We start from the raw sequence: 22,228 nt of genomic DNA on the forward strand, positions 1-22,228 counted from the left end.
ACCGGCCTTCCGAAGACGTCAAAGACGTTCAACGCCTTCGAAAGGCGGCGAAACGGCCTGCGCGCGGTCGGTTTCCCGTGCCCGTCGGCGGGTCAGCGCGTGAGCGCGTCCGGGAAGCCGGCTGGGATCGGGCCGTCCATCAGGTGGGTGGCTCGTTCCGTGCGCAGGTGGAGGGCCGTGCGGCCCTGGCGTTGTGTGGACACCAGGCCCGCCCCCCGCAGCGCGCCCAGGTGTTGTGAGACCGCGCTCGGCGTGATGCTCAGGCGGCTGGCCAGAGCCGCGGTCGTCAGGGGTTCGGCCAGGGCGGCGAGGATGAGCGTTCGCGTGTGGCCGAGCACCGGGATCAGGCCGGTCACCGCCGGCCGGGGCGACTCCCAGAGCAGGCCGACGCCCATCGCCGGATAGCGGATCGACGCGGCGGCGATCGGCGCCTTGTCGACGCCCACGTCCGGCCAGTTGAAGACGCTGGGCTGCAGGACGAGGCCGTGTCCGCCGGTGTCCACCGTGTGCACGGCGTGCGGGGTGCGCCGGCCGTGCACGACCAGCTGGCCGTCGTCCCAGGCGATGTCGCGGTGCAACTCGGCGAACAGCGCCTGCACCCCGCCCTCCACCAGGGTCAGCGCGCGCCGGCCGAGGTCGGCCTCCAGCACGGCGCGCATCCGGCCCCACTGCGGCGCGATCAGCAGCTCGTGGCAGCGATGCAGCGCCTCGGCCAGCCGCGGCAGTACCGTCGCGGGCTCGGGGGCGTCCTCGGGCGGCATGCCGAGGACCGCGCCGTACTCCTGCCGGAAGAAGTCCTCCTGCGTGGCGCGTACCAGGTCCAGCTCCGCCGCGATGGACGGCAGGCGCTGCGCCGGCGCAGGGAACAGGAACGACGGCAGCGGCCCGGCGATCAGCGCGCGCAGCAGCGGCAGCTCGCGTTCGCGCGCCAGCAGCGGGCGCGCCCGGCGCACCCAGGGCCGGTGGACGGCATGACCGCCCGTGCCGAACAGGATCCGCAGCGCCAGCACCGTCTCGCCCAGCGGCGAGACGGCGAATCGCACCTTCGCGACCGACGCCGCGGTGAACCTGATCTCGACCGCCATCCGCCCTCATCATGTAGCTGTGGCTGAACGATAGCCGAGGCGCGCCGTTTCCCCGCAGGCTGGCGGGCATGGACTTCTTCACCTCCCACGACGGCATCGAGCTCGCCTGCCACGTGTCCGGCGACGGCCCCTCTCTGGTCTGCCTGCCCGGCGGGCCGATGCAGGCCTCCGCCTATCTCGGCGACCTCGGGGGCCTCTCGGCGCACCGGCGGCTGATCATGGCGGACCTGCGGGGCACCGGGCGGTCCGCCGTGCCGCCGGACACCTCCTCCTACCGTTGCGACCGCCTGGTGGAGGACGTCGAGGCGCTGCGCGAGCATTTCGGGCTGGACCGGATGGACCTGCTCTCCCATTCCGGGGGCACGAACCTGGCCGTGCTCTACGCGGCTCGCCATCCGGAACGCGTCAGCAGGCTCGTCCTGGTCACTCCGAGCGTCGCCGCCGTCGGCATCAGGATCACCGAGGAGGTCCGGCGGGAGACCGCCCGGTTGCGCGAGGGGGAGCCCTGGTTCCCGGGGGCGTTCGCGGCCCTGGAGAAGGTCATGTCAGGGCAGGCCACGCCTGACGCCGTCCAGGCCATCGCGCCCTTCTGGTACGGCCGTTGGGACGAGACGGCCCGGGCGCACAAGGCCGCCGAGGACGAGCAGCGGAACAACGAGGCGGCGGCCGTCTTCGGCGCCGAAGGCGCCTACGACCCCGACGCCACCCGTGCCGCGCTCGCCCGCTTCACCTCGCCGGTGCTGCTGCTCGCGGGCGAGAGGGACCTGAACTCCCCTCCCGCCGCGATGGCCGAGCTCGCCGCGCTGTTCCCGCACGCCGAGCTCGTCGTCCAGGCCGGAGCGGGGCACTTTCCGTGGCTCGACGACGCCGACCGGTTCGTGGCCACCACCTCGGCGTTCCTGCGTCAGGTCGGCGAGAGATCGAAGGGCGCGGGGGAGTGGCCCGCCCAGATCCGGCGGGAGACCTCTTCGGGGTAGGGCAGAGTGGCCGGTACGGCGTCCAGGACGCGGGTGAGCCGCCGGCCGGGCAGGTACGCGGCCCATCCCGCGTCGCCGGTGGTCACGAAGCGCACCCATGCCTCCCTGAGCTCGCGGGAGAGCGCGACGGCCTCGGGGGCGGGCTCGTCGCCGAGGAGCTGCGCGCCGACGGGGCTGTCCAGCGTGCCGAACGCCAGGGGGACGTCGAGGCTGTGGCAGGCGCCCAGAGCGCCGCCGAGCGCCGGGGCGGTCCAGCACAGCTCGAACAGGTACGAGGTGCCGCCGGCTGCGGCGTTCGCCTCGGCCAGCTGCTGTGACGGCATGCGGAACAGGGCGTCGGAGTACACCGTCTCCACCAGCTCCTCCGGCCCGGCCTGCGGGAACCCGGCCCGGTACGCCTGCCCGCCATGCGGCTGAGGGGCGAGCATTTCCAGGGCTGTGCGCGCGTCCTGCTCGGTGAAGCCGCCCTGCCGTCCGCTCATGACGCTGAACAGCCGGAACTCGTCCCGGGTGTGGCCGACCAGCAGCTCGATCCCGCTGGCGCGCCCGCCGGTCAGCGCGGACCAGGGCGTTTCGGGCAGAACCTCGCCGTCGACGACGGGGCACAGGGCGGTGCCGGTCTGCGTGAGCCGTCCCCAGCTCTCCCGGTGCGCCTGGAGGCCGGCGTTGAAGGAGGTGAGCTCCGCGGCCAGGCGCCAGGGGTCGAGGTCGCGCAGGGCCGCGGCGGTGGGGGCGGCCGCGCCGAGCCGGTCCGCGAGCGCGGCGGTGACCTGCCGGGCCAGCGCGGGGGTGCTGTGCAGCCCCGGCACCGAGTGGGCGACGGCCCGCCGGAACAGGCCGCGCGCCGCCTTCATCGTCAGGAGGGCGGCGACCGACCCCGCCCCGGCGGACTGCCCGGCCACGGTGACCCGGCCGGGGTCGCCGCCGAACGCGGCGATGTTCCGCTGCACCCACTCCAGCGCCGCGATCTGGTCGAGGAAGCCGCGGTTGGGCGGCGCGTCGTCGAGGAACGCGAAACCCTCCGCGCCCACGCGGCAGTTGACGGTCACCACGACGAGCCCCGCGCCGGCCAGCACCGCCGGGTCGTACATCGGGTCGCTCGACGCCGCCAAGACGTAGCCGCCCACGGGGAGCCACACCAGCACCGGCAGCCCGGCCGCGCCCGGATCCGGGGTGCCGACGTTCAGCGTCAGCCAGTCCGTGCCCCGCGGCGCGCCCACGTCGACCGGCAGGGAGAGCGGCACCGGGGGGCCGAACTCCGCCGCCTGCCTCGTCCCGTCCCAGCGGCGCGGCGGGGCGGGCGCGGCGAAGCGGAGCGCTCCCACCGGCGGCTGGGCGTACGGGATGCCGCGGAACACCGCGTGCCCCTGCCGCCGGCGCCCCTGCACCACGCCTTCCGCGGTCCGCACCCTCGGCTCCTCGGACATGACGCCTCCTCCCTCGAACGGACCCTCATGGTTATAGGTCAAGTGTATTATGTCAACTGTATGGGAAAAGCTCGACGAGGGAGAGACCCGGGATGCCGAAACAGGTGGACCACCGCGAACGCCGCGAAGCGATCGCCCGCGCGTTGTGGCGGGTGGTGGAACGGCGCGGCGTCACCCACCTGACGACCCGGGTGGTGGCGCAGGAGGCGGGCATCTCACTCGGGCAGCTGCAGCACTACTTCGCCTCCCGGGCCGCCATGCTCTCCTTCGCCATGGAATTCGCCGCCGAGCAGACCTCGCTCCGCGTCGAGCAGGGCCTCGCGGGGCTCGGCGACCGTCCGCACCCCCGCGACGTGCTGCGACTGACGCTCGCGGAGATGCTTCCCCTGCACGCCGACGCCCGCGCCACCAGCCGGATGAGCGCCGCCTACGTCCTGGAGGCGCTGCACGACGAGGCCGTCCGAGAGCAGGCGCGCCGCGGCCTCCTCCAGGGACGGGCCCTCGTCGAGCGACTGGTCCGCCAGGCGATCGCCGACGGGCACCTCGCCCCCGACCGCGACCCGGCGACCGAGACCGACCTGCTCCTCGCCCTCACCGGCCTCACCCCCCTCCTCGAACTGGACGTGATCACCCCCCAGGACGCCCTCACCGCGATCGACCTGCATCTGGACCGGCTGTTCGCCGGGCCGGCCCGAAGCGGGTGACCTGCGCCCCGACTGCCCGGGAAGGCGGACCAAAAGATCTTCAACGTCACGACGCGCCGGGGGACGACCTGGGGCGGCTCGTTGCCTTGAGCCGGATAGATCCTGACCGGCCTCAGCTTACGGTTACTAATCGTGATATTCAGTAACGTCAAGTGGCTGCCCTGTGTAGCGGGAGCCACCATGACCGCAGCGCTGGCACTCGTGCCGACCGCCGCGCAGGCGGCACAAGGCAGCCAGACATTCAGCTACACAGGAGCTCCGCAGACGTTCACGGTTCCGGAAGGGGTGTGCGAGCTGGTCGTGGACGCCTTCGGCGCCGCGGGCGGCACCGCTGTCTACGGATCGCCCGGCGGGCGAGGCGGCGAGGTCAGCGGCACCGTACGGGTCAACCCGGGAGACCAGCTGACGATCGACGTCGGCGGCGCGGGCACGGGCGGGAACCTCGACACCGGCGAACCCGCGGCAGGGGGCTACGGCGGAGGCGGCCGGCCCGGCGGGTACCGGGAGGACCTCATGCCCGGCAACGGCACCAACGGCGGTGGCGGAGGCGGCGCGACGACGATCTCCCTCGGCACGCAGCCGCTCGTCATCGCCGGCGGCGGTGGCGGCGGCGCCGGCAGCTTCGCCGGTGGAACGGAGGGCCGGGGCGGCGACGGCGGCCAGAACGGCACCGACGGCGCCACTCCGAACGAACCCGGCGCCGGCGGCGGTGGCGCGTCGGGCGGCAACGGCGGCGCCGGCGGCCCCGGCGGGCAGCCCGTGACCGACTCCGATCTTCCCGGCCTTCCCGGCGGGGACGCCCAAGGACGTAGCGGCGGGAACGGCGCCGTCAACCTCGCCGACCCGCACATGGGATCCGGCGGCGGCGGTGGCGGTGGCGCACAAGGCGGCGGCGCCGGCGGCTCCTCCTCCGGCAGCAGCCTGTACGGCGGCGGCGGTGGCGGAGGCTCGAGCCTCGGCCCCGCCGGAGCCACCTACACCACCGGCGTCCGGGAGGGCAACGGCGAGGTCACCCTCTCCTACGACACCGAGTCGTGCGGCGTACCGCCCACGCCGGAGCCGTGTCCCAAGGAGAAGCTGAGGGTGGACAAGGTCGCCGACCGGACCAAGGTCTCCGTCGGTGAGCCGGTGCGCTATCGCATCCGTGTCACCAACACCTGCGATCGGACCTTCCTCGACGCCACCGTCACCGACGACCTGACCGATGTGCTCGACAACGGCTCACTCGCGGGACCGATCCGGGCCACGACCGGAACCGTCCGGCGCGTCGGCGACACCCTGGTCTGGACCGGCGATCTGGACCCAGGTGAGACGGCCACGATCAGCTACACGGTGATCGCCCGCACGCCCGGCTTCCTGCGCAACATGGTCACCTGGCGCTGCAAGTCGGCCGAGGCCCGCTTGACCTGCACCGACAGCACCATCGTGAAGGTCGTCCACAAATCACCGCACAAACCCCGGCCCTGGTAACCGGCCCATGCCGCACGGGGGCCCCAGGCGCGGCCTGAGGCCCCCGGAGGTCCGCTCGCCCGCCGGCGGCACCTGCCGCACCCATGTCCGCGTCCTGGTCGACCGGCGTGACAGGTGATCACCAGTGGATCACAAGACGGCGCCGGTAGACCAGGACGGGTGAACGATGCTCTTCATCCGCTCAGCCGCAGGGAAGGCCCGTCCGGGGCGGACGAGCCGTCCGAGGCCGAGCGGCCGGTGATCCCGCTCGACACCTCGTTGCCCGACGTGTGCGTGCGCCTGCCCGCGTGCCTGGCGCGGCACGTCCGGTCGGAGGGCGGGATGGGCCGGCTGCTGGGCGGCCTGGCCCTCGCGTGGGGGGCGTACGGGCTGCTGTGGGTCGCGGCCGGGATCTGGCTGCCGGGGCCGCCCGCGCTCGCGGTCGCGACGGCCATGACGCTGCCGCCCACCCTGGTGTCGCTGGTGCTGCACCGCAGGTGGGGGCATCGGGGGTGGTGCTGGGTTCTGCGGTCGCTGGACCCGGACGCGGTCATGATGGTCCTGGCGCTCCTCCTCGGCCCGTTCCGGTGGCTCGAACCGGTCTTCTGGGCCGCGGTCTGGCCGTTCCGTCAGGTCCTGCGGTTGTTCGCCTGGATCGGGCGGGTTCTGTCGGCGCTGGGCGATCTGTAGCGCTCGCGTGCGCGGCCGCCTCGGCCCCGGCCGGGGTCGAGGCGGCCGTACGGGTGTGGGGACGGTCAGCTGGTGAAACGTCCCTCACGGGTGTACTTGCAGGCTCCGCCGAGGCAGTTCGGGTTGGACCCCCACCCGTCGTCATAGCTCACCCTGCGGTGGAGCTTGATCGTGCCCTTGACCTCTTCCGCCTGGAGGCCGGGGCCGACCTTCTCCTCCGCCTGCTTCCACCAGCTCGTGCCGTTCCAGTAGTACAGCCGGTGCCGGGCCCACAGGTAGCTCGGCGAACCCGCCGGCAGGCAGTTGAAGATGAAGCTCTCCGCGCGACGCTCCTTGAAGCCGCCGAAGTCGAGGGTGGTGAACGACTTGGGCGCCATGCCGGCCTGGCCGTTCTCGTGCCAGAGGTGCGAGCTGAAGTGCTCGGCGGTGCACGAGGCGGACAGCACGGCGCCGGCCGGAGCGGTCAGGCCGCGTACGGTGACCGGCTCGCTGGTGATCCGCCGTCCCTGCAACTCGGCGGGCAGGTCGGGGCCGTGGTCGTCGACGAGACGCCGGGGCACCGGCACGTCGGGCGGCGTGATCTCCAGGTACGTCTGCAGGTAGCTGTTGCTCCGGTCCCAGGCGATGAGCGGCGCGCGGCCGATGATCCCGAGCTGGGACATCCCGACTTCGTCGGAGGGCTGGCTGTCGGAGAAGGTCACGGTGAGACCGGTCGTGTACTCGATGGACGCGAGAGGGATCTCCCGGTCGCTCTCCTCGGGTTCGGCCGCGGCCGGGGAGGCGGCGAGCGCGATCGTGGCGGCGATTGCTGCGATGAACCTCATGTCGCTCCTTGCGGTTGGTGTCGGCCCGCGCAGAACGTTAGGCAGCGACCTTTCAGCGGCCTTAAAGCCGAGCTCAGCGCCTGCTTCCGGCGCACCGGACCGGAACGCCGGAAGCGAGGGCGCGGCGTCATCGGCTCATGGGGCCACGGTCAGGGTGAGGGTGGCCGTGTGGTCGAGGGCGACGCCGTCGCCCAGCACCGTGATCGGGTAGGTGCCGGCCGCGGTGGTCGCGCCGACCGTGACGGTCAGCGTGGAGGTGGCGCCGGTGGTGATGCTCGCCGGGCTGAAGGAGGCCGTCATGCCCGCCGGAAGCCCCCTGGCGGACAGCGAGATCTGCTGCGCGGCGCCCGAGACGACGGCGCTGCCGACGGTGACGCTCACGGTCTGGCCCGGCTGCACGGTCGCCGCGGTGGGGCTGACCGCGACCGAGAAGTCGCACGTGTACGGCTCGCCGGCCCGGGCGGGCACGCGCACGGCGTTCCACGCGGCCTTGACCGTGTTGTACTCCAGGCACGACGAGGGGAACATGTCCAGGGCCGCCTGCAGCGAGGCGCGGCGGGCCATGGTGTGCGGCCAGGCGGAGGTCTTGCGCAGCAGCGTGCCCATGTAGATCTGGCCCGCCTTGCGCGCGCCGAGCCCGACGATGGAGGAGGAGTCGCAGGTCGGGCTGGGCGGCTGGCCGTTCGCCGGGTTGCTGCCCTCGGCCAGCAGGTAGAACCAGTGGTTCTGGACGCCGGCCCCCACCTGCGGCGGCATCGACGGCACCGCGCTGCTGTAGCAGTCGGGGTGACCGGGGATCAGCGACGGCTTGTACATGTAGCGGATCGGGCCGGTTCCGTCGACGTTGACCTCCTCGCCGACGGTGTAGTCCGGCGGGTCGAGGGTGGCGGGCTCGTTGGCGTACTGCTCGGTCAGCGCGCCGAAGATGTCGCCGGTGGACTCGTTGAGTATGGCCTTCTCGTTGTCGCCGAGGTCGATGCCGGGCGTGGTGGCGAAGACGATGTGGCCGTACTCGTGCGCCACGACGTCCATCGCGGTGAGCTGGCGCAGGTTGTCGGAGGTGTGGCCGAAGACGGTGTTGACGCCGTTCCAGTAGGCGTTGACGTCGTTCAGGCCGACGCGGGCGGGGTAGCCGTCGCCGGCGCCGTTGAAGCCGGAGCGTCCCAGCCACGCCTTGAGCATGTCCCATTCGGTGTCGATCGCGAAGAGCGTGTCGACGCAGGCGGTTTCGAGGTTGGTGCCGCTGCCGTTGCCCCAGAAGTCGTCGGGCCCGGTGAAGGCGGCGCCGTTCGGGCCGCCGCAGCGCACGTTCCGCCGCACCGGGTCGATCATGGCGAAGGAGGAGCCGGTCGCCATGGTGCCGATCGTGACCGGGTTGCCGTTGTAGTAGCTGTTGCCCACCCCCGCTCTGACCTCGTCGGACTTCAGGACGACCGCGCCGGTCAGCGCGTCGACGAACACGTGCAGCTTGCTCTCCCTGCCGCCGGCGGCGCCGTGGACGAGCACCTCGTAGGCCAGCCGGCCGCGTCCCTGGGCCATGACCAGCAGCCGGGGCGTGGCGACGGAGGAGACCCGGGGCAGCTGGCCTGCGGCCACCCGGGCTGCTTCGGCGGCGCTGAGCCTGGGCGTGGTGGCCACGTCCAGGGGGCTGTCCTGGGAGACGGAGGTGCTCAGGACCTCGCCGGTGGCGGCGCTGACCACGACGAAGTCGCCGCCGTAGACCGGCAGCCCCCGGTAGGTGCGGGTGTAGGGCGTGTAGCGCAGGCCGCCCTGCCCTTCGGTCGGGCTCTGCCGTACGTACGCGTCCTCGGGCGAGCTGTGCAGCAGTGCGGGCCTGGCCTTCACCAGGAGGTCGGCGGGATCGCCTTTGGCGGCGTCCGCCGGACCGGGGACCGAAGTGGCCACGAGCACACAGACGGCACTCGTGACCAGGGCTAACACGGCATTGCGTCTCATGGGGTCGCTCCCTTTGCGCCGGCGGGCGATGGATGGGGTCACCTGCATTTGAGTTGATGAACTACAGAAGGTCAATATCGAGGTAAATAGGCGGAAAAATCGGGATTTATGGCTCTTGGGCGTGTGTAGCTGGCCATGTCGGGCGCAGGGCTGCTTCGGCTGCAAGATCACCGATAGGCTGTCGCGCCGAACACCTGGAGCCCCGATTGTCGCGATCAGCCCTGCTGGTCTGGGCGGCCGCCCTGACCGCCGCCGCTTACCCGACCTGGATCGCCTGGCAGCCCGACGACCTCGCCTCGCAGCTCTACTTCTGCATGGGCGGGGTCGGTGATCTCGGGGGCATCTCGCCGTTCCTGCCGCTGCGCGGGGACCTCGGCACGCTGACGGCACTCATGACGACCTGGGGAATCCCGGTGCTCGTCGTGCTCGCAGCCCTGGGACACTGGCGTTCGGCGGCGGCCGGGAGACGGGCCGCGGGGCTGCTCGTCCTGATCGCGATCGCGATCCCGCTCACCCCCTCGTACGCCGGCGACGGGCCATGCGGCGAGGAGCTCGAACTGTTCGGCCTGGACTGGTTCCAGGCCGTGATCGGCTCCTGGGGGCGCGTGGAGAACGCCCTGCTGATCTCCGCCGCGCTGGTGCTGCTCGCGACGCACGCGTTGGGCCCCGCCCAGGAACCCGCCGTGACGCCGATCTGGCGCGCGGGGCTGTTGTTCCTGATCGACTACCTCGTCGTCGCCTGCGTCGTCACCCTCGCCGTCGTGCTGACCGACGGCTGGCCGACCGGCACGAGCGGCGGCCTGCTGAACTGGCTCAGCTTCGAGGCGATCCTGGACGAGCCCGCCCGGCTGCTGTTCTGGCCGGCGCTGATCGGCTACGTCCTGCTCAGGCGGCGGCTCGCGGCACGTCCCGCCGTGGTCGCGGGCCTGCCCCGGCGCTCTGCGGTGCCGCCGTGGGTCTGGCTGGTCCGGACGGCGGCCGTGGCCGCTGCCGCCTTTCCCACCTGGCAGTCCTGGGGGACCGTGCCCGCCGAGTGGGCGCCTCGGACGTCCGGCTCGGGGATGCTCAGGACCGTCCTGGAAACGCTGCGCGGCGACGCCGGCCGCGTGGTGGAGTTCGCGGTCGGCTGGGGTGTGCCGGTCATCGCCGTCGTGGCCTGCATCGGCCTGGGGAGCCCCGCTTCCGTGGGCCGGCGGGTGGCCGGGACGCTGGCCGCGCTCGCGGTCGTCCGGCAGCTCCTGCTCACCCTTCGCTTCGACACCGACCTCTGCTGCCCGGCCCCGGAGACCTGGGACGTCAGCGTCCTCTACGTCAACGGCGAGCCTCTGCAGAACTGCGTCCAGGTGCCGGACGGCTGGCTCACCGCGTCCTTGCTGGTGGCGGCCGTGCTGATGCTGCTCGCCGCACGCTGGATGCCCCCCGACGACCGGCCGGCGCGCACACGGTCGTCGCGGCGGGTGACGGCGCTGCTGATCGACTACCTGATCGTGATCACGATCCTCCTCGCCCTGCCCAGGCTGGACGCCACGTACGCGCCGGACCTCGACCACGGCCTGCTGGACTCGATCTGGCGGGAGCGGATCTTCCAGGACGACGGGCGGCTGATCGTCCTGCCGGTGGTCTTCCTCTACGCGCTGAGCGGGCACACCCTCGGCAAGCTGGTCATGCGCCTGCGGATCGTCGCCGCCGGCACGGGCCGCCGCCCGGCGTGGCGCAGGCTGGCCGTGCGGGCGCTGGTCTTCCCGCTGCTCGCCTTCGTCCCGCAGGCCGGGATCGCGCTGCTGGCCCTGGACGGACTGTCGGCCCTGACCGACCCCGCCGGCCGCGGACTGCACGACCGGCTCGCCGGAACCCTCGTGGTGGAAAGACCGGGCAGCCGGAAGAGCCGGTGACGCGAGGAACTCCACCCGTCAGCACGTATCTGGGGCACGCCGGACCTGCTCGGGAGGGGCAGCCACGCACATCCCCAGGAGGCGCCCATGCCCAGGATCGGGTTCGAATGGCAGTTCCAGCGTGACGAGCTGAGGTTTCTGGCGAACACCAAGAACGGCTGGCAGACCGAGAACGCCCTGCCGTCCAAGGGACGGGTCTGCTCCTGGCAGGACCCCGGGGTCGCCATCGAGTCAGACGGCGGCGACGTCGAGATCATCACCGACTCGGTGACGACGTGGGCCGCCCTGCGCCGTCAGCTCGTCTTCATCGGCGAGCTGATCAGCCTGCTGACGGGCCGTTCCCCCGACACCACCCAGCTTCCCGACCCGTTCCTGCGGTCCGACGAGCAGGAGGACGAGCCGACGACCGGCACCAGGCGGTCGAGCAGGGCCCGGACGAGCACCAGGACGCAGGCCGTGCGCGTGGCCCAGGGGCACCTCAAGACTTACGACGACGTCCAGCCGGCCGACGGCCTGCGCTTCGTGCCGGGCACCAACGTGGGCAACATCCTCACCGTGTCCCTGGCCGCGCCCGTCAAGAGGTGCGACTTCGACCTCACCGGCAACCCGGTGATGACGACCGTCTACGCCAAGGGCGACGTCCTGGCCCTGACCGCCGGCAGGGACCTCGTCCACGGCACGGCTCAGGCCACCCTGGACGTGCCGCTGGCCGAGCTGCCCGCCCGGCTGGGGGTGCTCGGCTTCGATCCCAGTGCCCGGGTGGGCGCATGGCTGCAGGGACGCCACCAGACGGCCAACCTCATCGGGTTCGTCACGCTGATCCAGTACATGTTGTGGGTCTTCGCCCATCAGAACCTCACCTCCGGCGACGGGCCGAAGGCGGGCTTCGCGCTGCTGCCGCGCACGAACCTGCGCTCGGTCTACATGAACGCGCTGACGGAGGTGGAACGGTCCGCCTTCGACGCCATGGTCAACGCCCTGCCCGACGGGGACCAGAATTCCCGGGTGTGCCCTCGGCCGTACGGCCTGGGCGGGCGGCAGACGTACGACAACCAGCTCAGCCTGTTCTGGTGGCTGCGGTCGATCCAGGCCGGCGACCCCGGCCAGGGCAACGAGACGCTGGCCGTCCACATGAGCGGCGACGGCCCGCGCGGCATCGCCTACGACGCGATGTCCCCGCCCCGCGGCTACCCCGCCCACGAGCCCTTCCCCGGACGGCCGGCGGAGTGGTTCACGTACTCCATGGGTCAGAAGACGACGCCGTACAAGGCGACCCACGTGGTCGTGGAGTACCGGCAGACCGACCTCTTCGGCCTGAAGAACGGCATGGGAACCTACGAGCAGTTCGTCACCGCGGCGATGCACGCGGCCCGCAGCGCCGGCCTGGACGTGCCGAACTGACCACCGGATCAGCCGGAACGGCTCAGGCACGGTCAGCGGCGTGATTCTGCGACGGCGGACGTCACCGCAGCGGGGCCGGCTGAGCTGCTCCGCCGGCCACAGATCCGACAGATCATTGTGGTACTGCACCGCGCACAACAGGGTGACGGCGATCTCCCGGGCACGGTCACGCCCATGGACGTGTTTCTGCAGGTCAAGCGGTGAGTGTCTGGGGGAGCGGGTGGCGGGCCGGTGTAATCTACATTGTAAAGGCGGGCGGCCGGTAAGGTCAGCATGCATGTATCCGGTCACGATCTCGTCCCCGAGGCTGGCCCTGCGGGAGTTCGTCCCGACGGACGTCGACGGGCTTCTGGCCGTCTACGGCGACCCGCGGGTCACCGAGCACATGAGCTTCGAGCCCCGAAACCGCGAGCAGGTCGAGAGCATCATGACCGGCGTGATGGAGTCGGCCCGCCACGACCCGCGGACGGACTACTGTCTTGCGGCGGTGCTGCCGGACGACGAGCTGGTGGCGTTCGCGCGCATCTCGATCGACCTCGGCCACCCGCTGCAGAACAGTGCCCAGATCGGGTTCGCGCTGCGCTCGGACCGGTGGCGTCAGGGGCTGGGCGCCGAGGTCGTACGTCTGCTCCTGCGGCTCGGGTTCGAGCAGCTCGGCGTCCACCGCGTCTGGGGCGCGCGAAGCCCGGTCAACGAGGCGTCCGGGCGGGTCATGAGCAGGCAGGGGATGGTCGAGGAGGGCGTCATCCGCGGGCACCTGAAACTCGCCGGCGGGTGGCGGGATTCGGTCGTCCACTCCATCCTGGCCCCGGAGTGGAAGGCGGCGTCCGGCTGATCGAGCACCGCCGGCATCGTGGTCAGGGGGGCTGACGCGCCCCGATCCGGGGTGGGATCGGTGCGCCGGTGCTCACGGTTTCAGGTGTCCGGCGGCGACCAGTCCCGCGAAGGCGAGGTCGGTGTCGGTCATCTGCCCGCTGAGCACGTGCTGGACGAACGCGCCGACCGGCATCAGCACGGTCTCGACGAACTCGCCGTCGTCCAGTCGCGGCTCGGCGACCTTCCGGCACCCGCGGGCCAGGACCGCGTGGCGGCGATGTGTGGCGTACGAGGCCAGAAAGGTCTGCATGACCACCTCAAGCGTCGCGGCCTCGTAGCCGGTCTCCTCCAGCAGTTCCCGAGCCGCCGCGACCTCGACCGGCTCGTCCCCGTCCGCGTTTCCGCCCGGCAACTCCAGCAGTACGCGTCCAGGCCCCGGCCGGTACTGCCTGGCCAGCACCACCTGCTCATCGTCGGTGAGGGCGACGATCGCGACGGTCGCGCCGCCCACGAGGATGTCCCACACGTCCTCGTCGCCGTCCGGGTAGCGGTACCGCCGGGCGCGGACCTTCAAGAACCCGGCCGGCTCGTCCAGCTCACCTGTCTGCGTCCACTCACTGACCCTGGCATCACCCACACACCTCAGCCTATGGATCCACAGGCCTTCAGCGCTGTCCTGGAACAACCGAGCGCGTCCGGTCATCCGGACGAAGAAACAAGGTTCACCGTGTAGGTCACGAGGATTTTTGCGTCCACATCTTCAGTGAAGGCGTGATAGTTGCACTCGATCGTCTGGAAACCGTCGATCTCGTCGAAGCGTACCTTGCGGTTGAAGGGGCCTTGATAAGGAAGGTCTTCGTTCAGGAACGCTATGTGTTCTTCCAGGCTCTGGTTGAATACCAGCATTTGGTTGAGATGACCTTCGGTCTCCTGCTCGAAGTGCGAAACCGTGAGCTGCTTCGTGACGTTGTAGGTGAGGCTCTCGCCTGGCTTGATGCGTGTCGCGCCGCTTGGATGAATCGGCTCTTCGAGGTTCAGGCGCAGATATAGCTCCTCGGCCTCGAAGGTTTGTTCGTCGTCTACGGCGCGGACGATTCTGGCGGTTATGGCACCTTTCGGCGAGACGCTGCGCGTGCCTACGTTGTGAATGGTCGCCAAAGAAACGTCAATTGTCTTGGTGGCCATGATGCCCTCGCCATATCCGTGATCGCTACAGTGCGGAACCGATCGATGTCGCTCGGCAACCACATACCCGGCTGGCGGCGTCGGCAAAGACGTAGTCCCGGCTCAGCTGAGCGAGTCTGGCGGCCCCGCGCCCCTCCGGGCTCGCTCCGGGGGCCATGTGCGCCAGGCTCACACCCTTGGACAGCGCGCGAGCCTGGCCTTGCTCACGGGCTGGGCGAGTCCAGGCCGACGCTCACCCGCCGGCGCCGGGGTAGAAGTCCTCCTTCATGGGCGCGAACCCGCCCGTGCTGGGGTAATAGTCTTCTTTCGGGGCGATCCCACCGCTGTGGGGCCAGAAGTCGTCGCCCATCGGGGCGATTCCGCCGCTGCTGGGCCAGAAGTCTTCCTTGGCAGCTGCCGGGCCGGCGGCCAGGGCGAGTCCGGCTGCGGCCAGCAGCCCGATCGCGGCCAATTTGAGCGCTGTCCTGGTCATGCCATCACCTCTCGTCACTCTTGATGTGGGTTTCCGCTCATGCCTCGGCGTGGGTACGCATTCAGTGCCCAACGGGGGCCGCCGGCGATCCGGTCCGGGCGGTTCCGGGTCGCGCGGCCCCACCAGCCGGTCCGACGGCCTCCGTGGCGTCGGACCGGCCCGGTGCCGCCGGATCACCGGCGGATGCGGACTACGCGGCGCAGTTTTCCCTTCTCCACTGGATCCGGGTGACGGTCACGGGGGAGTCGACCGTCTCGTGTCCCGCCGCAGGGTCGCCGTCCGCGGGGGGAATGCACTTCGTGTAGGCGGCGCCGTTCGAGTAGACGTATGAGACAAGGACGTGGTCATAGATGCCGACCATGCTGTTGTTGAAGAAGGATCGGATGTTCGGATACTGGCTGTTTTTGTCCTGGTTGATGGGGATTACCCTCCCATCGGCCGTATACAGGCAGAAGTAGCCCTGTGGGCAACCGTAGGTGCCATCGGGAAGGGTTGCCGCGCTCGCGGGCGATGCGAACGCCAGTCCTGCCAGAAAGACGGCGGCGACAGCAGCCGGGACGAACCTGTTCAACATGAGTTCTCCTCGCTTGTTGCCTGGGCGGGACCAGGTCGGGAAGGGCGGCCCGCCGAGCGGGTGACGGCAGGCAGGGGCCGGTCTTGGCGGCTGGTGGAGTGTCCACTGGCGCCCCTGGCGGCCGCGTGCGGAGTTCGAGCGCCTGACCGCTGAGCTCGGCACAGCGCACGCCGCCATCACCACAGCGCCCCACCGGACAGCCCGGCCAGCGGCCCGGGTTGGGACGGTCCCGGGTCGCGCGGCCCCGGCAGTCCGGTCCGACGGCCTCCGTGGCGTCGGACCGGACCGGTTCCGCCGGACACCGGCGGATGCGGACTACGCGGCGCAGTTTTCCTTTCTCCACTGGATCCGGGTGACGGTCACGGGCGAGTCGACCGTCTCGTGTCCCGCCCCGAGGTCACCGTCCTCCGCGCGGTGAATGCACTTCGAGTAGGCGGCGCCGTTCGAGTAGACGTATGAGACAAGGACGTGGTCGTAGGTGGCGACCACGCCGTTGTTGAAGAAGGACCGGACGCCCTTGTACGGGCTGCTGGCCACGCTGACCGGACCCCAGTCTTCGCCCCGGCCGATGCTGATCTTCGTGCCTTCGGAGATGACCTCCGTCGAATACACGCAGAAGTCCCCGGCCGCGCACCCGTACGCCTTGTAAGAGGAAAGGGCCTCCGCGCTCGCCGGCGACGCGAATGCCAGTCCCGCCAGAGAGGCGGCGGCGACGGCTGCCGGGATGAACCTTTTCAGCATGCGTTCTCCTCGCATTGTTGCCCGGGTGGTCCCAGGTCGTGAAATGGCCGGCCCGCCGAGCGGATAACGGCAGGCAGGGGCCAGTCTTGGTGGCGGCTGCATTGTCTGGAACCCCGATTCGCCACCTGAACAAAAATTGATCATCTTCACAGGGCTGGGCATGTCTCCGCGGGTGACGGGTTGCCGACGCTGCCGGTCACGCCGGCGTACGTGCAGGCGTGCGGCCGGCGGGGACGTCAAGCAGTGGCGGACCTGCTGGACGGCGGCGTACGACGCTACGTCGGCACTCTTACCTCCACGGACTCGGCCGCAGACGTCAGCGCCCTCGCCTTCTCGCCGGACGCCCGCGTGCTCGCCGTCGGGATGACCAACCGCGTGGTTCAGCTGTGGCGCACCGAAACACGGCAGCCCATCGGGGGCCCATCACCGCCTCCGGGGACATCGTCCTGGCCATGACCCTGCACGACAACGCCCTCTACGTCGCCTCCGAGCGCATCCCCTGCCAGCGCTTCGACCTCACCCCGGCGGCCGCGGCCGCCACCATCTGCCAACGGGCAGGCGGGGGCCTCACGCCGGAGAAGTGGGCCACCTATTTCCCGGGCTACCCCTTCCGGCCCACCTGTGGCCGTGACGCCCGATGAGGCGCGGCTTCACATCGGTCACGTCATGGGGTGGGCTCCTCCGCGGCGGTGGGAGCCGGCCGGTTCTTCATGGTCAGGGCCAGGAGGATGGCGGCGGCGGTGAAGGCCGCGGTGACCCCCTCGGTGAGGACCTGGTGGGCCGGTCCACGCGAAGCGCGCCTGGCCGCGCCGAACACCGTGACGACGAGCTCCGCCGCCGGGCGGGTCAGCCGGCCTGAACCTGCCGGTCCAGGGGGCTCAGCGGGCCGGCTCGTCGCCGGTGAACGTCGCCGCCTGGGGCGCGGCCGCGAAGACGGTGCGCAGCTCGGCGAGCAGGTCGTCGAGCGTGGGGTCCGGTGAGGCGGTGGTCCAGCCGCGCAGGGCGGCGTGGAAGGCCGCCACCAGCAGGTCGAGCGCCAGCCTGGGCCGCGGGTCGCGGTCGCCGAGGCCGAGCCGCCTGCGCAGGGTGGCCTCGAAGGCCGCGCTGGTGCGGTCGCAGAACTGCAGCCCGTGCGCGGCGATGGACGGCGTGCGCTGCGACAGCTCCTGGCTGAGCCGCACGCGGGCCACCCATTCCGGCCCCTCCGCCGACATCCGCCGCACTGCCGCGAGCATCGCCTCCTGCAGCACCTCCAGCACGGGACGGCCGCCGAGCGGCGCGTGCTCGACGTCGTCGAGGAGGGCGGTCCACAGGGCCTCCAGCGGGGCGGAGGCGACCTCCTCCTTGCTGGCGAAGTTGCGGAAGAACGTGCGCTTGGAGACCTCGACCTCCGCGCACAGCTCGTCGAGGGTCACCTGGTCGAAGCCACGCTCGGTGAACAGCGCGAGCGCGGTGTCCACCAGGGTGGCCCGGGTCTTGAGCTTCTTGCGCTCGCGGAGCGGCAGCAGGTCGGCGGTCATCGTCCCCAGTGTATCCGGAGCGCATATGCCTCCTATAGGCTTATGCCACTCAGTGGCACTTTGGAGGATGTCGTCATGCGCGCTCTGATCGTCGACCGTTCCGTTCCCGGTGGCCTGCGGGTGGGCCAGGCGCCCGACCCGGTGCCGGCGCCCGGCGAGGCGCTGGTCCGCGTCACCGCCACGTCGCTCAACTACGGCGAGGTCCGGCACGCTCTGCAGGAGGCGCCCGAGGGCACGGTGCTCGGCTGGGACGCCGCGGGGGTGATCGTCCAGGCCGCGGCCGACGGCTCGGGGCCCGCGGCGGGCACGCCCGTGGTCACGCTGGGCTGGGACGGCGGGTGGGCCGAGCTGCGGGCCGTCCCGACCGACCGGATCGGGGTGGTGCCGCAGGGCGCGGACCCCGGCGCGATCAGCACGATCCCGGTCGCCGGCGCCACCGCGCTGCGCGCGCTCGACCGCCTCGGGCCGATCCTGGGGCGGCGGGTCCTGGTCACCGGCGCGACGGGCGGCGTCGGCCGGTACGCCGTGCAGCTCGCCCGGCTCGGCGGCGCGTACGTCATCGCCGCCACCGGCGACCCGGACCGGCACGGCGACGGGCTGCGCGCGCTCGGCGCGGACGAGGTCGTCGCCGCCCCCGCCGAGAGCGGCGGACGGCTCGACGGCGTCCTGGACCTGCTCGGCGGCGTCCCGCTGGTCGAGGCGTTCGACCAGCTCACCGAGGGCGGCACGCTGGTCGCCGTCGGACACTCCACCGGCGAGGGCGAGAGCTTCCCGTTCGGCGCGCTGTTCGGCGGGGCCGACCGCCACGACCGCTCGCTCGTGACCTTCCACCTGCTCTACTGCCACGGCCTGCACCGCGACCTGACCTGGCTGGCCGGGCAGGTCGCGGGCGGCAGGCTGAGCCCGGAGATCACCTGGCGCGGCGGCTGGGACGACGCCGCCGAGGCGGCGGCCGCCCTCCTCGACCGCCGCGTGCACGGCAAGGCGGTGCTCGACCTGGCGTGAGAGCGGGCCGGACGAGCAAGGCGGAGAGCCCGTGCGGGGCCCGGGGTCTCCAGAAAGAATGCGGAAGGCTATGACATGACCGGCGGAGATGAGCCGGCACTACACGCCGCGCTCGCGCGACGGCCGCCTCGCCCAGCACGTGCACGCCAAGGACGTGGCGGGTCCGGTCAGCCGATCGGCGGTGCGAGGTACTCCAGCGCGTAGCCCTCGCCGGCGGGCGTCACGCGGGCGATGCCGGGTGAGTCGAGGTGGGCGCCGGCCACGAAGTGGTGCGGCCGGCTCAGTCGTTCCAGCAGCGCCGCTCGCGCGGCGCGGGCCCGGGACTGGTCGCCGTCGAGCTCCCAGGACACCTTCGGCTGGTCGAACTGCAGCGTGGGGACGTGCACGGTGTCGCCCCAGACGAGAAGGTGGCCGGTGCCGCTCCTGATCTCGTAGACGGTGTGGCCGGGGGTGTGGCCCGGCGTCGGCAGCGCGGTGGCCCACTCGTTGATCGCGACCTTCTCCGACACGGGCACGACCCGGTCGCGGACCGGCTCCAGCCGCCGCCCGCCGAAGACCGAGGCGTCGCCCGCGCCGATCCACACGCGCTCAAGCTTGGGGAACGCCTCCGAGCCGTCCGGCGCGATCAGGCCGCTCACGTGGTCTTCGTGGTTGTGGGTGATGGCCGCGTCGGTCACCTCCGCGCGGTCGACCCCCGCCTCGTCGAGCGCGTCGTAGATCAGGCCCATGGTGGGGTCGTGCCAGGCATCGGACGCGCCGGTGTCGATGAGCAACGACCGGGTGCCGTCGGTGACGTAGAAGGCGTTGACCGACAGCCGCAGGTTGTCGCCGGCCAGCGGGACGGCGGCCGGCAGCTCGCCGAGCGGGCGCCCGTCCTCGTCGCGCAGCCGTGTGGGCGGCATGTCGATGTAGCCGTCGCGCAACGAGATCACCTGCAGCTCGCCGAACTCGAACGTGGCATGGAGCCGGCCACCCGAACTGAAACGCATGGAACCTCCGTCATGTCGGGCGCATGTCGCCCGTCTTCGATAGAAGACTCTGTCTTCTTTAGGAGAAACCCTACACTGTGGGACAGCGAGGTACGGATCGATCGAGGAGCACGGTGGTCGAGAAAGACGGAAACGTGGCCGAACCACAACACGGTGACGACCTGGCCGGCGCGTTCGGCGTCAACGTGCGGCGACGCCGCGAGGAGGCGGGCCTGACGCTGGAGCAGCTGTCCGCGCAGTCGTCGGTCAGCCGGGCGATGTTGTCCAAGGTCGAACGCGGTGAGAAGAGCCCGACGATCGGCGTCGCCTCCAGGATCGCCCACGCGCTCGACGCGTCGCTGTCGGACCTGATCGGCGCGCCGGCCGGGGCCGCGTCCGGCGTGGCCGTCGTCATGCGCAGGAGTCACCGTCCGGTGTTCCGTGACCCGGAGACCGGCTTCGAGCGGCACATGGTGTCGGCGGCCCCGGGCGCGGGAGGGGCCGAGATGGTCTTCCACCACCTCCCCGCCCAGGTGTCCACCGGGCTGCTGCCCGCCTACCCGCCGGGTACGGAGAAGCAGCTCGTGGTGCTCGAAGGCACCCTCACCGTCGCGATCGGCGGGATCAACGAGACCCTGGAGACGGGCGACTCGCTGTTCTTCCAGGCCGACGCCGACCACGGCTTCGCCAACCGGACGAACGCTCCCTGCGAGTACATCATGTTCATCTCCCGCCGAACCTGATCGGCCGGGGCGAAGGCACGCCACGCTGCACGCCCTGCACGGCGACCCGGTCGACTTCAAGGCGCTCACCCCCGGAGCCCACTGGGACGCCGACGACCCCGGCGAGCGCATCGCCTGGCTGCGTATCCTGTGCTTTGGCTTCCGGCCCGTCCCGGACGAGGAGCCGTCGGAGGACTGATGGTGTTCATGGTGATCGAACGATTCCGCGGCCAGGACGCCAAGGCCGTCTACCGGCGGTTCCGGGAGAAGGGCCGCATGACCGGCGAAGGCCTGGTGTTCGTCTCCAGCTGGGTGACGGCTGATCTGAGCCGCTGCTTCCAGCTCATGGAGTGTGACGACATCGCACTTCTGCAACGCTGGGTCGCCGAGTGGTCGGACCTCGTCGAGTTCGAGATCGTGCCGGTGGCGCCCGGAGCCGCGACCGCCGCCGCCCTCGACGGCTGACCCGGACGCCGCCGGTCAGAGCATCGGACGCGGATAACCGGCCGGGGGCGTGCCCAGCAGCCACGGCTGGTGGACGTGGGCGGCGGGCACGCCGGCGAGCTCGGGGACGTGACGGCGCACGTAGTCGCCCGCCGGGTCGTACCGCTGGGCCTGGCGCAGCGGGTTGAAGCCGCGGTTGGGGCGCGTGTCGTTGCCGGTGCCGGCGATCCACTGCCAGTTGCCCGAGTTGTTGGCCACGTCGCCGTCGAGCAGGTGCTCGAAGAAGTGCCGGGCGCCGGCCCGCCAGTCGATCCCGAGGACCTTGACCAGGTAGGAGGCCACGATGAGGCGGGCCCGGTTGTGCATCCAGCCCTCGGCGAGGAGCTGGCGCATGCCGGCGTCCACGACGGGCAGCCCGGTCATGCCCTCCCGCCAGGCCTGCAGCGCGTCCTCGTCGTCGCGCCAGCGGTGGCCGCGGGGGCGGTAGTCGTCCCGGTTGATCCGCGGGAAGGCGTAGGTGACCTGGTGGTGGAAGTCGCGCCAGCACAGCTGGCGGACGAACGGCTCGCTGCCCGCGGCCAGGTGGGCCAGTTCCAGCGGGGACAGGCAGCCGAACCTCAGGTACGGGCTCAGCCGGGAGGTGCGGTCACCGGCCAGGTCGTCGTGGCCGTCGGCGTACCCCGGCAGGGCGCGGCGGATCCACTGCCGGGCGCGGTCGCGGGCGGCGGTCTCGCCGCCGGGCACGGGTTCCGGCCGGGCCGGGCGCGGCAGCCGCCCGGCGTCGAGGTCGTGAGGCGTCGGCACGTGGCGGGGGGCCGGGAGCAGCGGACGGCGCCGGTGCCCGCTCCAGGCGCGCCAGTACGGCGTGAAGACCCGGTAGTGATCGCCGCCCCCGGACGGGGTGAGCGTGCCGGGCGGCACCACCGTGACCCCGGGGAAGAGCTCGTAGCAGAGCCGTTCGCGGGCCAGCCGGTCCTGCCTGCGCCTGGCCAGCAGGCTGACGTCGGCACTGGCGAAGACCGCCGCCGCTCCCGTTCCGTGGACGAGCTTCATGGTCTCGGTCACGACGTCGCCGTGCCGGACGACCAGGTCCCCGCCGCGTTCCCGGAGACAGGCCCGCAGGTCGGCCAGGCACTCCAGCAGGAAGCCGCGGCGGCGGCCGGCGGGGACGGCGTCGTCCAGCACGAACAGGGGGAGCACGGCGCGGGCGCGCTCGCAGGCGGCCGTCAGGGCCGGGTGGTCGTGCACCCGCAGGTCCCTGTTGAACAGGACGATCACCGTGTCCATCGACGTCCCTTCGCGACGAGACCGGATGCGGTCGCGGGTCGAGTCACGACGCGGCCGCGCCGGCCTGGCCGCCGGTGCGCAGGCAGCCA

General features: G+C 71.6%; 23 protein-coding genes. 11 read left to right on the plus strand and 12 right to left on the minus strand.

Annotated elements, in window-relative coordinates; translation table 11 throughout:
• Positions 1–92: 92 nt before the first annotated feature.
• Positions 93–1,085, minus strand: a complete 993-nt coding sequence (locus tag ACFYYW_RS02020; RefSeq protein WP_387643942.1) for a DUF5937 family protein — start codon at positions 1,083–1,085, stop codon at positions 93–95.
• A 68-nt stretch (positions 1,086–1,153) separates the two neighbouring features.
• Here ACFYYW_RS02020 and ACFYYW_RS02025 point away from each other — a divergent pair, with 68 nt between their 5' ends.
• A complete protein-coding gene (locus tag ACFYYW_RS02025) occupies positions 1,154–2,062 on the plus strand; it encodes an alpha/beta fold hydrolase (RefSeq protein WP_387643945.1) in 909 nt (302 codons plus the stop codon).
• On the opposite strand, the gene ACFYYW_RS02030 is transcribed toward ACFYYW_RS02025, so the two are convergent.
• Positions 1,990–3,489, minus strand: a complete 1,500-nt coding sequence (locus ACFYYW_RS02030; protein ID WP_387643948.1) for a carboxylesterase/lipase family protein — start codon at positions 3,487–3,489, stop codon at positions 1,990–1,992. The genes ACFYYW_RS02025 and ACFYYW_RS02030 overlap by 73 nt on opposite strands.
• A gap of 92 nt (positions 3,490–3,581) precedes the next feature.
• Here ACFYYW_RS02030 and ACFYYW_RS02035 point away from each other — a divergent pair, with 92 nt between their 5' ends.
• The 3 genes from ACFYYW_RS02035 to ACFYYW_RS02045 all read left to right on the plus strand — a co-directional run bounded on the left by ACFYYW_RS02035 (position 3,582) and on the right by ACFYYW_RS02045 (position 6,332).
• Positions 3,582–4,193 carry a TetR/AcrR family transcriptional regulator gene (locus ACFYYW_RS02035; protein ID WP_387643950.1) on the plus strand — a complete coding sequence of 204 codons (612 nt, stop codon included), beginning with the start codon at positions 3,582–3,584 and terminating at the stop codon, positions 4,191–4,193.
• Positions 4,194–4,373: 180 nt separating this feature from the next.
• Positions 4,374–5,663: a hypothetical protein gene (locus ACFYYW_RS02040; RefSeq protein WP_387643953.1), complete on the plus strand. Its 1,290-nt coding sequence runs from the start codon at positions 4,374–4,376 to the stop codon at positions 5,661–5,663.
• Positions 5,664–5,822: 159 nt separating this feature from the next.
• Positions 5,823–6,332, plus strand: coding sequence for a hypothetical protein (locus ACFYYW_RS02045; RefSeq protein WP_387643955.1), 510 nt, complete (start codon positions 5,823–5,825; stop codon positions 6,330–6,332).
• Positions 6,333–6,397: 65 nt separating this feature from the next.
• Here the strand turns inward: ACFYYW_RS02045 and ACFYYW_RS02050 are convergent, their stop codons facing one another.
• The gene (locus tag ACFYYW_RS02050) at positions 6,398–7,156 is read right to left on the minus strand and encodes a hypothetical protein (protein ID WP_352328190.1); all 759 of its coding nucleotides are present in this window, start codon (positions 7,154–7,156) and stop codon (positions 6,398–6,400) included.
• 135 nt (positions 7,157–7,291) lie between these two features.
• Positions 7,292–9,112: a M4 family metallopeptidase gene (locus ACFYYW_RS02055; protein WP_387643958.1), complete on the minus strand. Its 1,821-nt coding sequence runs from the start codon at positions 9,110–9,112 to the stop codon at positions 7,292–7,294.
• A gap of 206 nt (positions 9,113–9,318) precedes the next feature.
• Here ACFYYW_RS02055 and ACFYYW_RS02060 point away from each other — a divergent pair, with 206 nt between their 5' ends.
• From ACFYYW_RS02060 to ACFYYW_RS02070, 3 genes are all read left to right on the plus strand, one after another.
• Positions 9,319–11,004, plus strand: a complete 1,686-nt coding sequence (locus ACFYYW_RS02060; RefSeq protein WP_387643960.1) for an RDD family protein — start codon at positions 9,319–9,321, stop codon at positions 11,002–11,004.
• Positions 11,005–11,091: 87 nt separating this feature from the next.
• A complete protein-coding gene (locus ACFYYW_RS02065; protein WP_387643963.1) occupies positions 11,092–12,405 on the plus strand; it encodes a hypothetical protein in 1,314 nt (437 codons plus the stop codon).
• 277 nt (positions 12,406–12,682) lie between these two features.
• The gene (locus tag ACFYYW_RS02070; RefSeq protein WP_387643965.1) at positions 12,683–13,240 is read left to right on the plus strand and encodes a GNAT family N-acetyltransferase; all 558 of its coding nucleotides are present in this window, start codon (positions 12,683–12,685) and stop codon (positions 13,238–13,240) included.
• A 72-nt stretch (positions 13,241–13,312) separates the two neighbouring features.
• Here the strand turns inward: ACFYYW_RS02070 and ACFYYW_RS02075 are convergent, their stop codons facing one another.
• The 5 genes from ACFYYW_RS02075 to ACFYYW_RS02095 all read right to left on the minus strand — a co-directional run bounded on the left by ACFYYW_RS02075 (position 13,313) and on the right by ACFYYW_RS02095 (position 16,193).
• On the minus strand, positions 13,313–13,858 hold the full coding sequence (locus tag ACFYYW_RS02075; RefSeq protein WP_387643968.1) for an NUDIX hydrolase: 546 nt from the start codon (positions 13,856–13,858) through the stop codon (positions 13,313–13,315).
• A 62-nt stretch (positions 13,859–13,920) separates the two neighbouring features.
• The gene (locus tag ACFYYW_RS02080; protein ID WP_352328185.1) at positions 13,921–14,406 is read right to left on the minus strand and encodes a hypothetical protein; all 486 of its coding nucleotides are present in this window, start codon (positions 14,404–14,406) and stop codon (positions 13,921–13,923) included.
• Positions 14,407–14,638: 232 nt separating this feature from the next.
• Positions 14,639–14,878 (minus strand): hypothetical protein, encoded by a 240-nt coding sequence (locus ACFYYW_RS02085; RefSeq protein WP_387643971.1) that lies wholly within the window; start codon positions 14,876–14,878, stop codon positions 14,639–14,641.
• A gap of 190 nt (positions 14,879–15,068) precedes the next feature.
• Positions 15,069–15,452 carry a peptidase inhibitor family I36 protein gene (locus ACFYYW_RS02090; protein ID WP_387643973.1) on the minus strand — a complete coding sequence of 128 codons (384 nt, stop codon included), beginning with the start codon at positions 15,450–15,452 and terminating at the stop codon, positions 15,069–15,071.
• A 315-nt stretch (positions 15,453–15,767) separates the two neighbouring features.
• Positions 15,768–16,193 carry a hypothetical protein gene (locus tag ACFYYW_RS02095; protein ID WP_387643976.1) on the minus strand — a complete coding sequence of 142 codons (426 nt, stop codon included), beginning with the start codon at positions 16,191–16,193 and terminating at the stop codon, positions 15,768–15,770.
• 452 nt (positions 16,194–16,645) lie between these two features.
• On the opposite strand from ACFYYW_RS02095, the gene ACFYYW_RS02100 reads away from it, so the two are divergent.
• The gene (locus ACFYYW_RS02100) at positions 16,646–16,834 is read left to right on the plus strand and encodes a hypothetical protein (RefSeq protein ID WP_387643978.1); all 189 of its coding nucleotides are present in this window, start codon (positions 16,646–16,648) and stop codon (positions 16,832–16,834) included.
• 237 nt (positions 16,835–17,071) lie between these two features.
• On the opposite strand, the gene ACFYYW_RS02105 is transcribed toward ACFYYW_RS02100, so the two are convergent.
• Complete coding sequence (locus ACFYYW_RS02105) at positions 17,072–17,713, minus strand: TetR family transcriptional regulator (protein ID WP_387643981.1); 642 nt, start codon at positions 17,711–17,713, stop codon at positions 17,072–17,074.
• Positions 17,714–17,788: 75 nt separating this feature from the next.
• Here ACFYYW_RS02105 and ACFYYW_RS02110 point away from each other — a divergent pair, with 75 nt between their 5' ends.
• Complete coding sequence (locus ACFYYW_RS02110) at positions 17,789–18,718, plus strand: zinc-binding dehydrogenase (RefSeq protein ID WP_387643983.1); 930 nt, start codon at positions 17,789–17,791, stop codon at positions 18,716–18,718.
• A 167-nt stretch (positions 18,719–18,885) separates the two neighbouring features.
• Here ACFYYW_RS02110 and ACFYYW_RS02115 read toward each other — a convergent pair whose 3' ends face one another.
• Positions 18,886–19,707: an MBL fold metallo-hydrolase gene (locus ACFYYW_RS02115; protein ID WP_387643986.1), complete on the minus strand. Its 822-nt coding sequence runs from the start codon at positions 19,705–19,707 to the stop codon at positions 18,886–18,888.
• Positions 19,708–19,820: 113 nt separating this feature from the next.
• Here ACFYYW_RS02115 and ACFYYW_RS02120 point away from each other — a divergent pair, with 113 nt between their 5' ends.
• On the plus strand, positions 19,821–20,429 hold the full coding sequence (locus tag ACFYYW_RS02120) for a helix-turn-helix domain-containing protein (protein WP_387643989.1): 609 nt from the start codon (positions 19,821–19,823) through the stop codon (positions 20,427–20,429).
• 186 nt (positions 20,430–20,615) lie between these two features.
• On the plus strand, positions 20,616–20,873 hold the full coding sequence (locus ACFYYW_RS02125; protein WP_352327523.1) for a DUF3303 family protein: 258 nt from the start codon (positions 20,616–20,618) through the stop codon (positions 20,871–20,873).
• 15 nt (positions 20,874–20,888) lie between these two features.
• Here the strand turns inward: ACFYYW_RS02125 and ACFYYW_RS02130 are convergent, their stop codons facing one another.
• Positions 20,889–22,139, minus strand: coding sequence for a cryptochrome/photolyase family protein (locus ACFYYW_RS02130; protein WP_387643992.1), 1,251 nt, complete (start codon positions 22,137–22,139; stop codon positions 20,889–20,891).
• Positions 22,140–22,228: the final 89 nt, after the last annotated feature.

The sequence above is a fragment of the Nonomuraea sp. NPDC001831 genome, from assembly GCF_042892035.1.
Taxonomy (GTDB): Bacteria; Actinomycetota; Actinomycetes; order Streptosporangiales; family Streptosporangiaceae; genus Nonomuraea.

Excerpts from the sequence above, each read along its gene's own strand:
- ACFYYW_RS02020 (WP_387643942.1), bottom strand. The coding sequence starts at position 1,085 with ATGGCGGTCGAGATCAGGTTCACCGCGGCGTCGGTCGCGAAGGTGCGA.
- ACFYYW_RS02025 (WP_387643945.1), top strand. The coding sequence starts at position 1,154 with ATGGACTTCTTCACCTCCCACGACGGCATCGAGCTCGCCTGCCACGTG.
- ACFYYW_RS02030 (WP_387643948.1), bottom strand. The coding sequence starts at position 3,489 with ATGTCCGAGGAGCCGAGGGTGCGGACCGCGGAAGGCGTGGTGCAGGGG.
- ACFYYW_RS02035 (WP_387643950.1), top strand. The coding sequence starts at position 3,582 with ATGCCGAAACAGGTGGACCACCGCGAACGCCGCGAAGCGATCGCCCGC.
- ACFYYW_RS02040 (WP_387643953.1), top strand. The coding sequence starts at position 4,374 with ATGACCGCAGCGCTGGCACTCGTGCCGACCGCCGCGCAGGCGGCACAA.
- ACFYYW_RS02050 (WP_352328190.1), bottom strand. The coding sequence starts at position 7,156 with ATGAGGTTCATCGCAGCAATCGCCGCCACGATCGCGCTCGCCGCCTCC.
- ACFYYW_RS02055 (WP_387643958.1), bottom strand. The coding sequence starts at position 9,112 with ATGAGACGCAATGCCGTGTTAGCCCTGGTCACGAGTGCCGTCTGTGTG.
- ACFYYW_RS02065 (WP_387643963.1), top strand. The coding sequence starts at position 11,092 with ATGCCCAGGATCGGGTTCGAATGGCAGTTCCAGCGTGACGAGCTGAGG.
- ACFYYW_RS02070 (WP_387643965.1), top strand. The coding sequence starts at position 12,683 with ATGTATCCGGTCACGATCTCGTCCCCGAGGCTGGCCCTGCGGGAGTTC.
- ACFYYW_RS02080 (WP_352328185.1), bottom strand. The coding sequence starts at position 14,406 with ATGGCCACCAAGACAATTGACGTTTCTTTGGCGACCATTCACAACGTA.
- ACFYYW_RS02085 (WP_387643971.1), bottom strand. The coding sequence starts at position 14,878 with ATGACCAGGACAGCGCTCAAATTGGCCGCGATCGGGCTGCTGGCCGCA.
- ACFYYW_RS02090 (WP_387643973.1), bottom strand. The coding sequence starts at position 15,452 with ATGTTGAACAGGTTCGTCCCGGCTGCTGTCGCCGCCGTCTTTCTGGCA.
- ACFYYW_RS02095 (WP_387643976.1), bottom strand. The coding sequence starts at position 16,193 with ATGCTGAAAAGGTTCATCCCGGCAGCCGTCGCCGCCGCCTCTCTGGCG.
- ACFYYW_RS02100 (WP_387643978.1), top strand. The coding sequence starts at position 16,646 with ATGACCCTGCACGACAACGCCCTCTACGTCGCCTCCGAGCGCATCCCC.
- ACFYYW_RS02105 (WP_387643981.1), bottom strand. The coding sequence starts at position 17,713 with ATGACCGCCGACCTGCTGCCGCTCCGCGAGCGCAAGAAGCTCAAGACC.
- ACFYYW_RS02110 (WP_387643983.1), top strand. The coding sequence starts at position 17,789 with ATGCGCGCTCTGATCGTCGACCGTTCCGTTCCCGGTGGCCTGCGGGTG.
- ACFYYW_RS02115 (WP_387643986.1), bottom strand. The coding sequence starts at position 19,707 with ATGCGTTTCAGTTCGGGTGGCCGGCTCCATGCCACGTTCGAGTTCGGC.
- ACFYYW_RS02125 (WP_352327523.1), top strand. The coding sequence starts at position 20,616 with ATGGTGATCGAACGATTCCGCGGCCAGGACGCCAAGGCCGTCTACCGG.
- ACFYYW_RS02130 (WP_387643992.1), bottom strand. The coding sequence starts at position 22,139 with ATGGACACGGTGATCGTCCTGTTCAACAGGGACCTGCGGGTGCACGAC.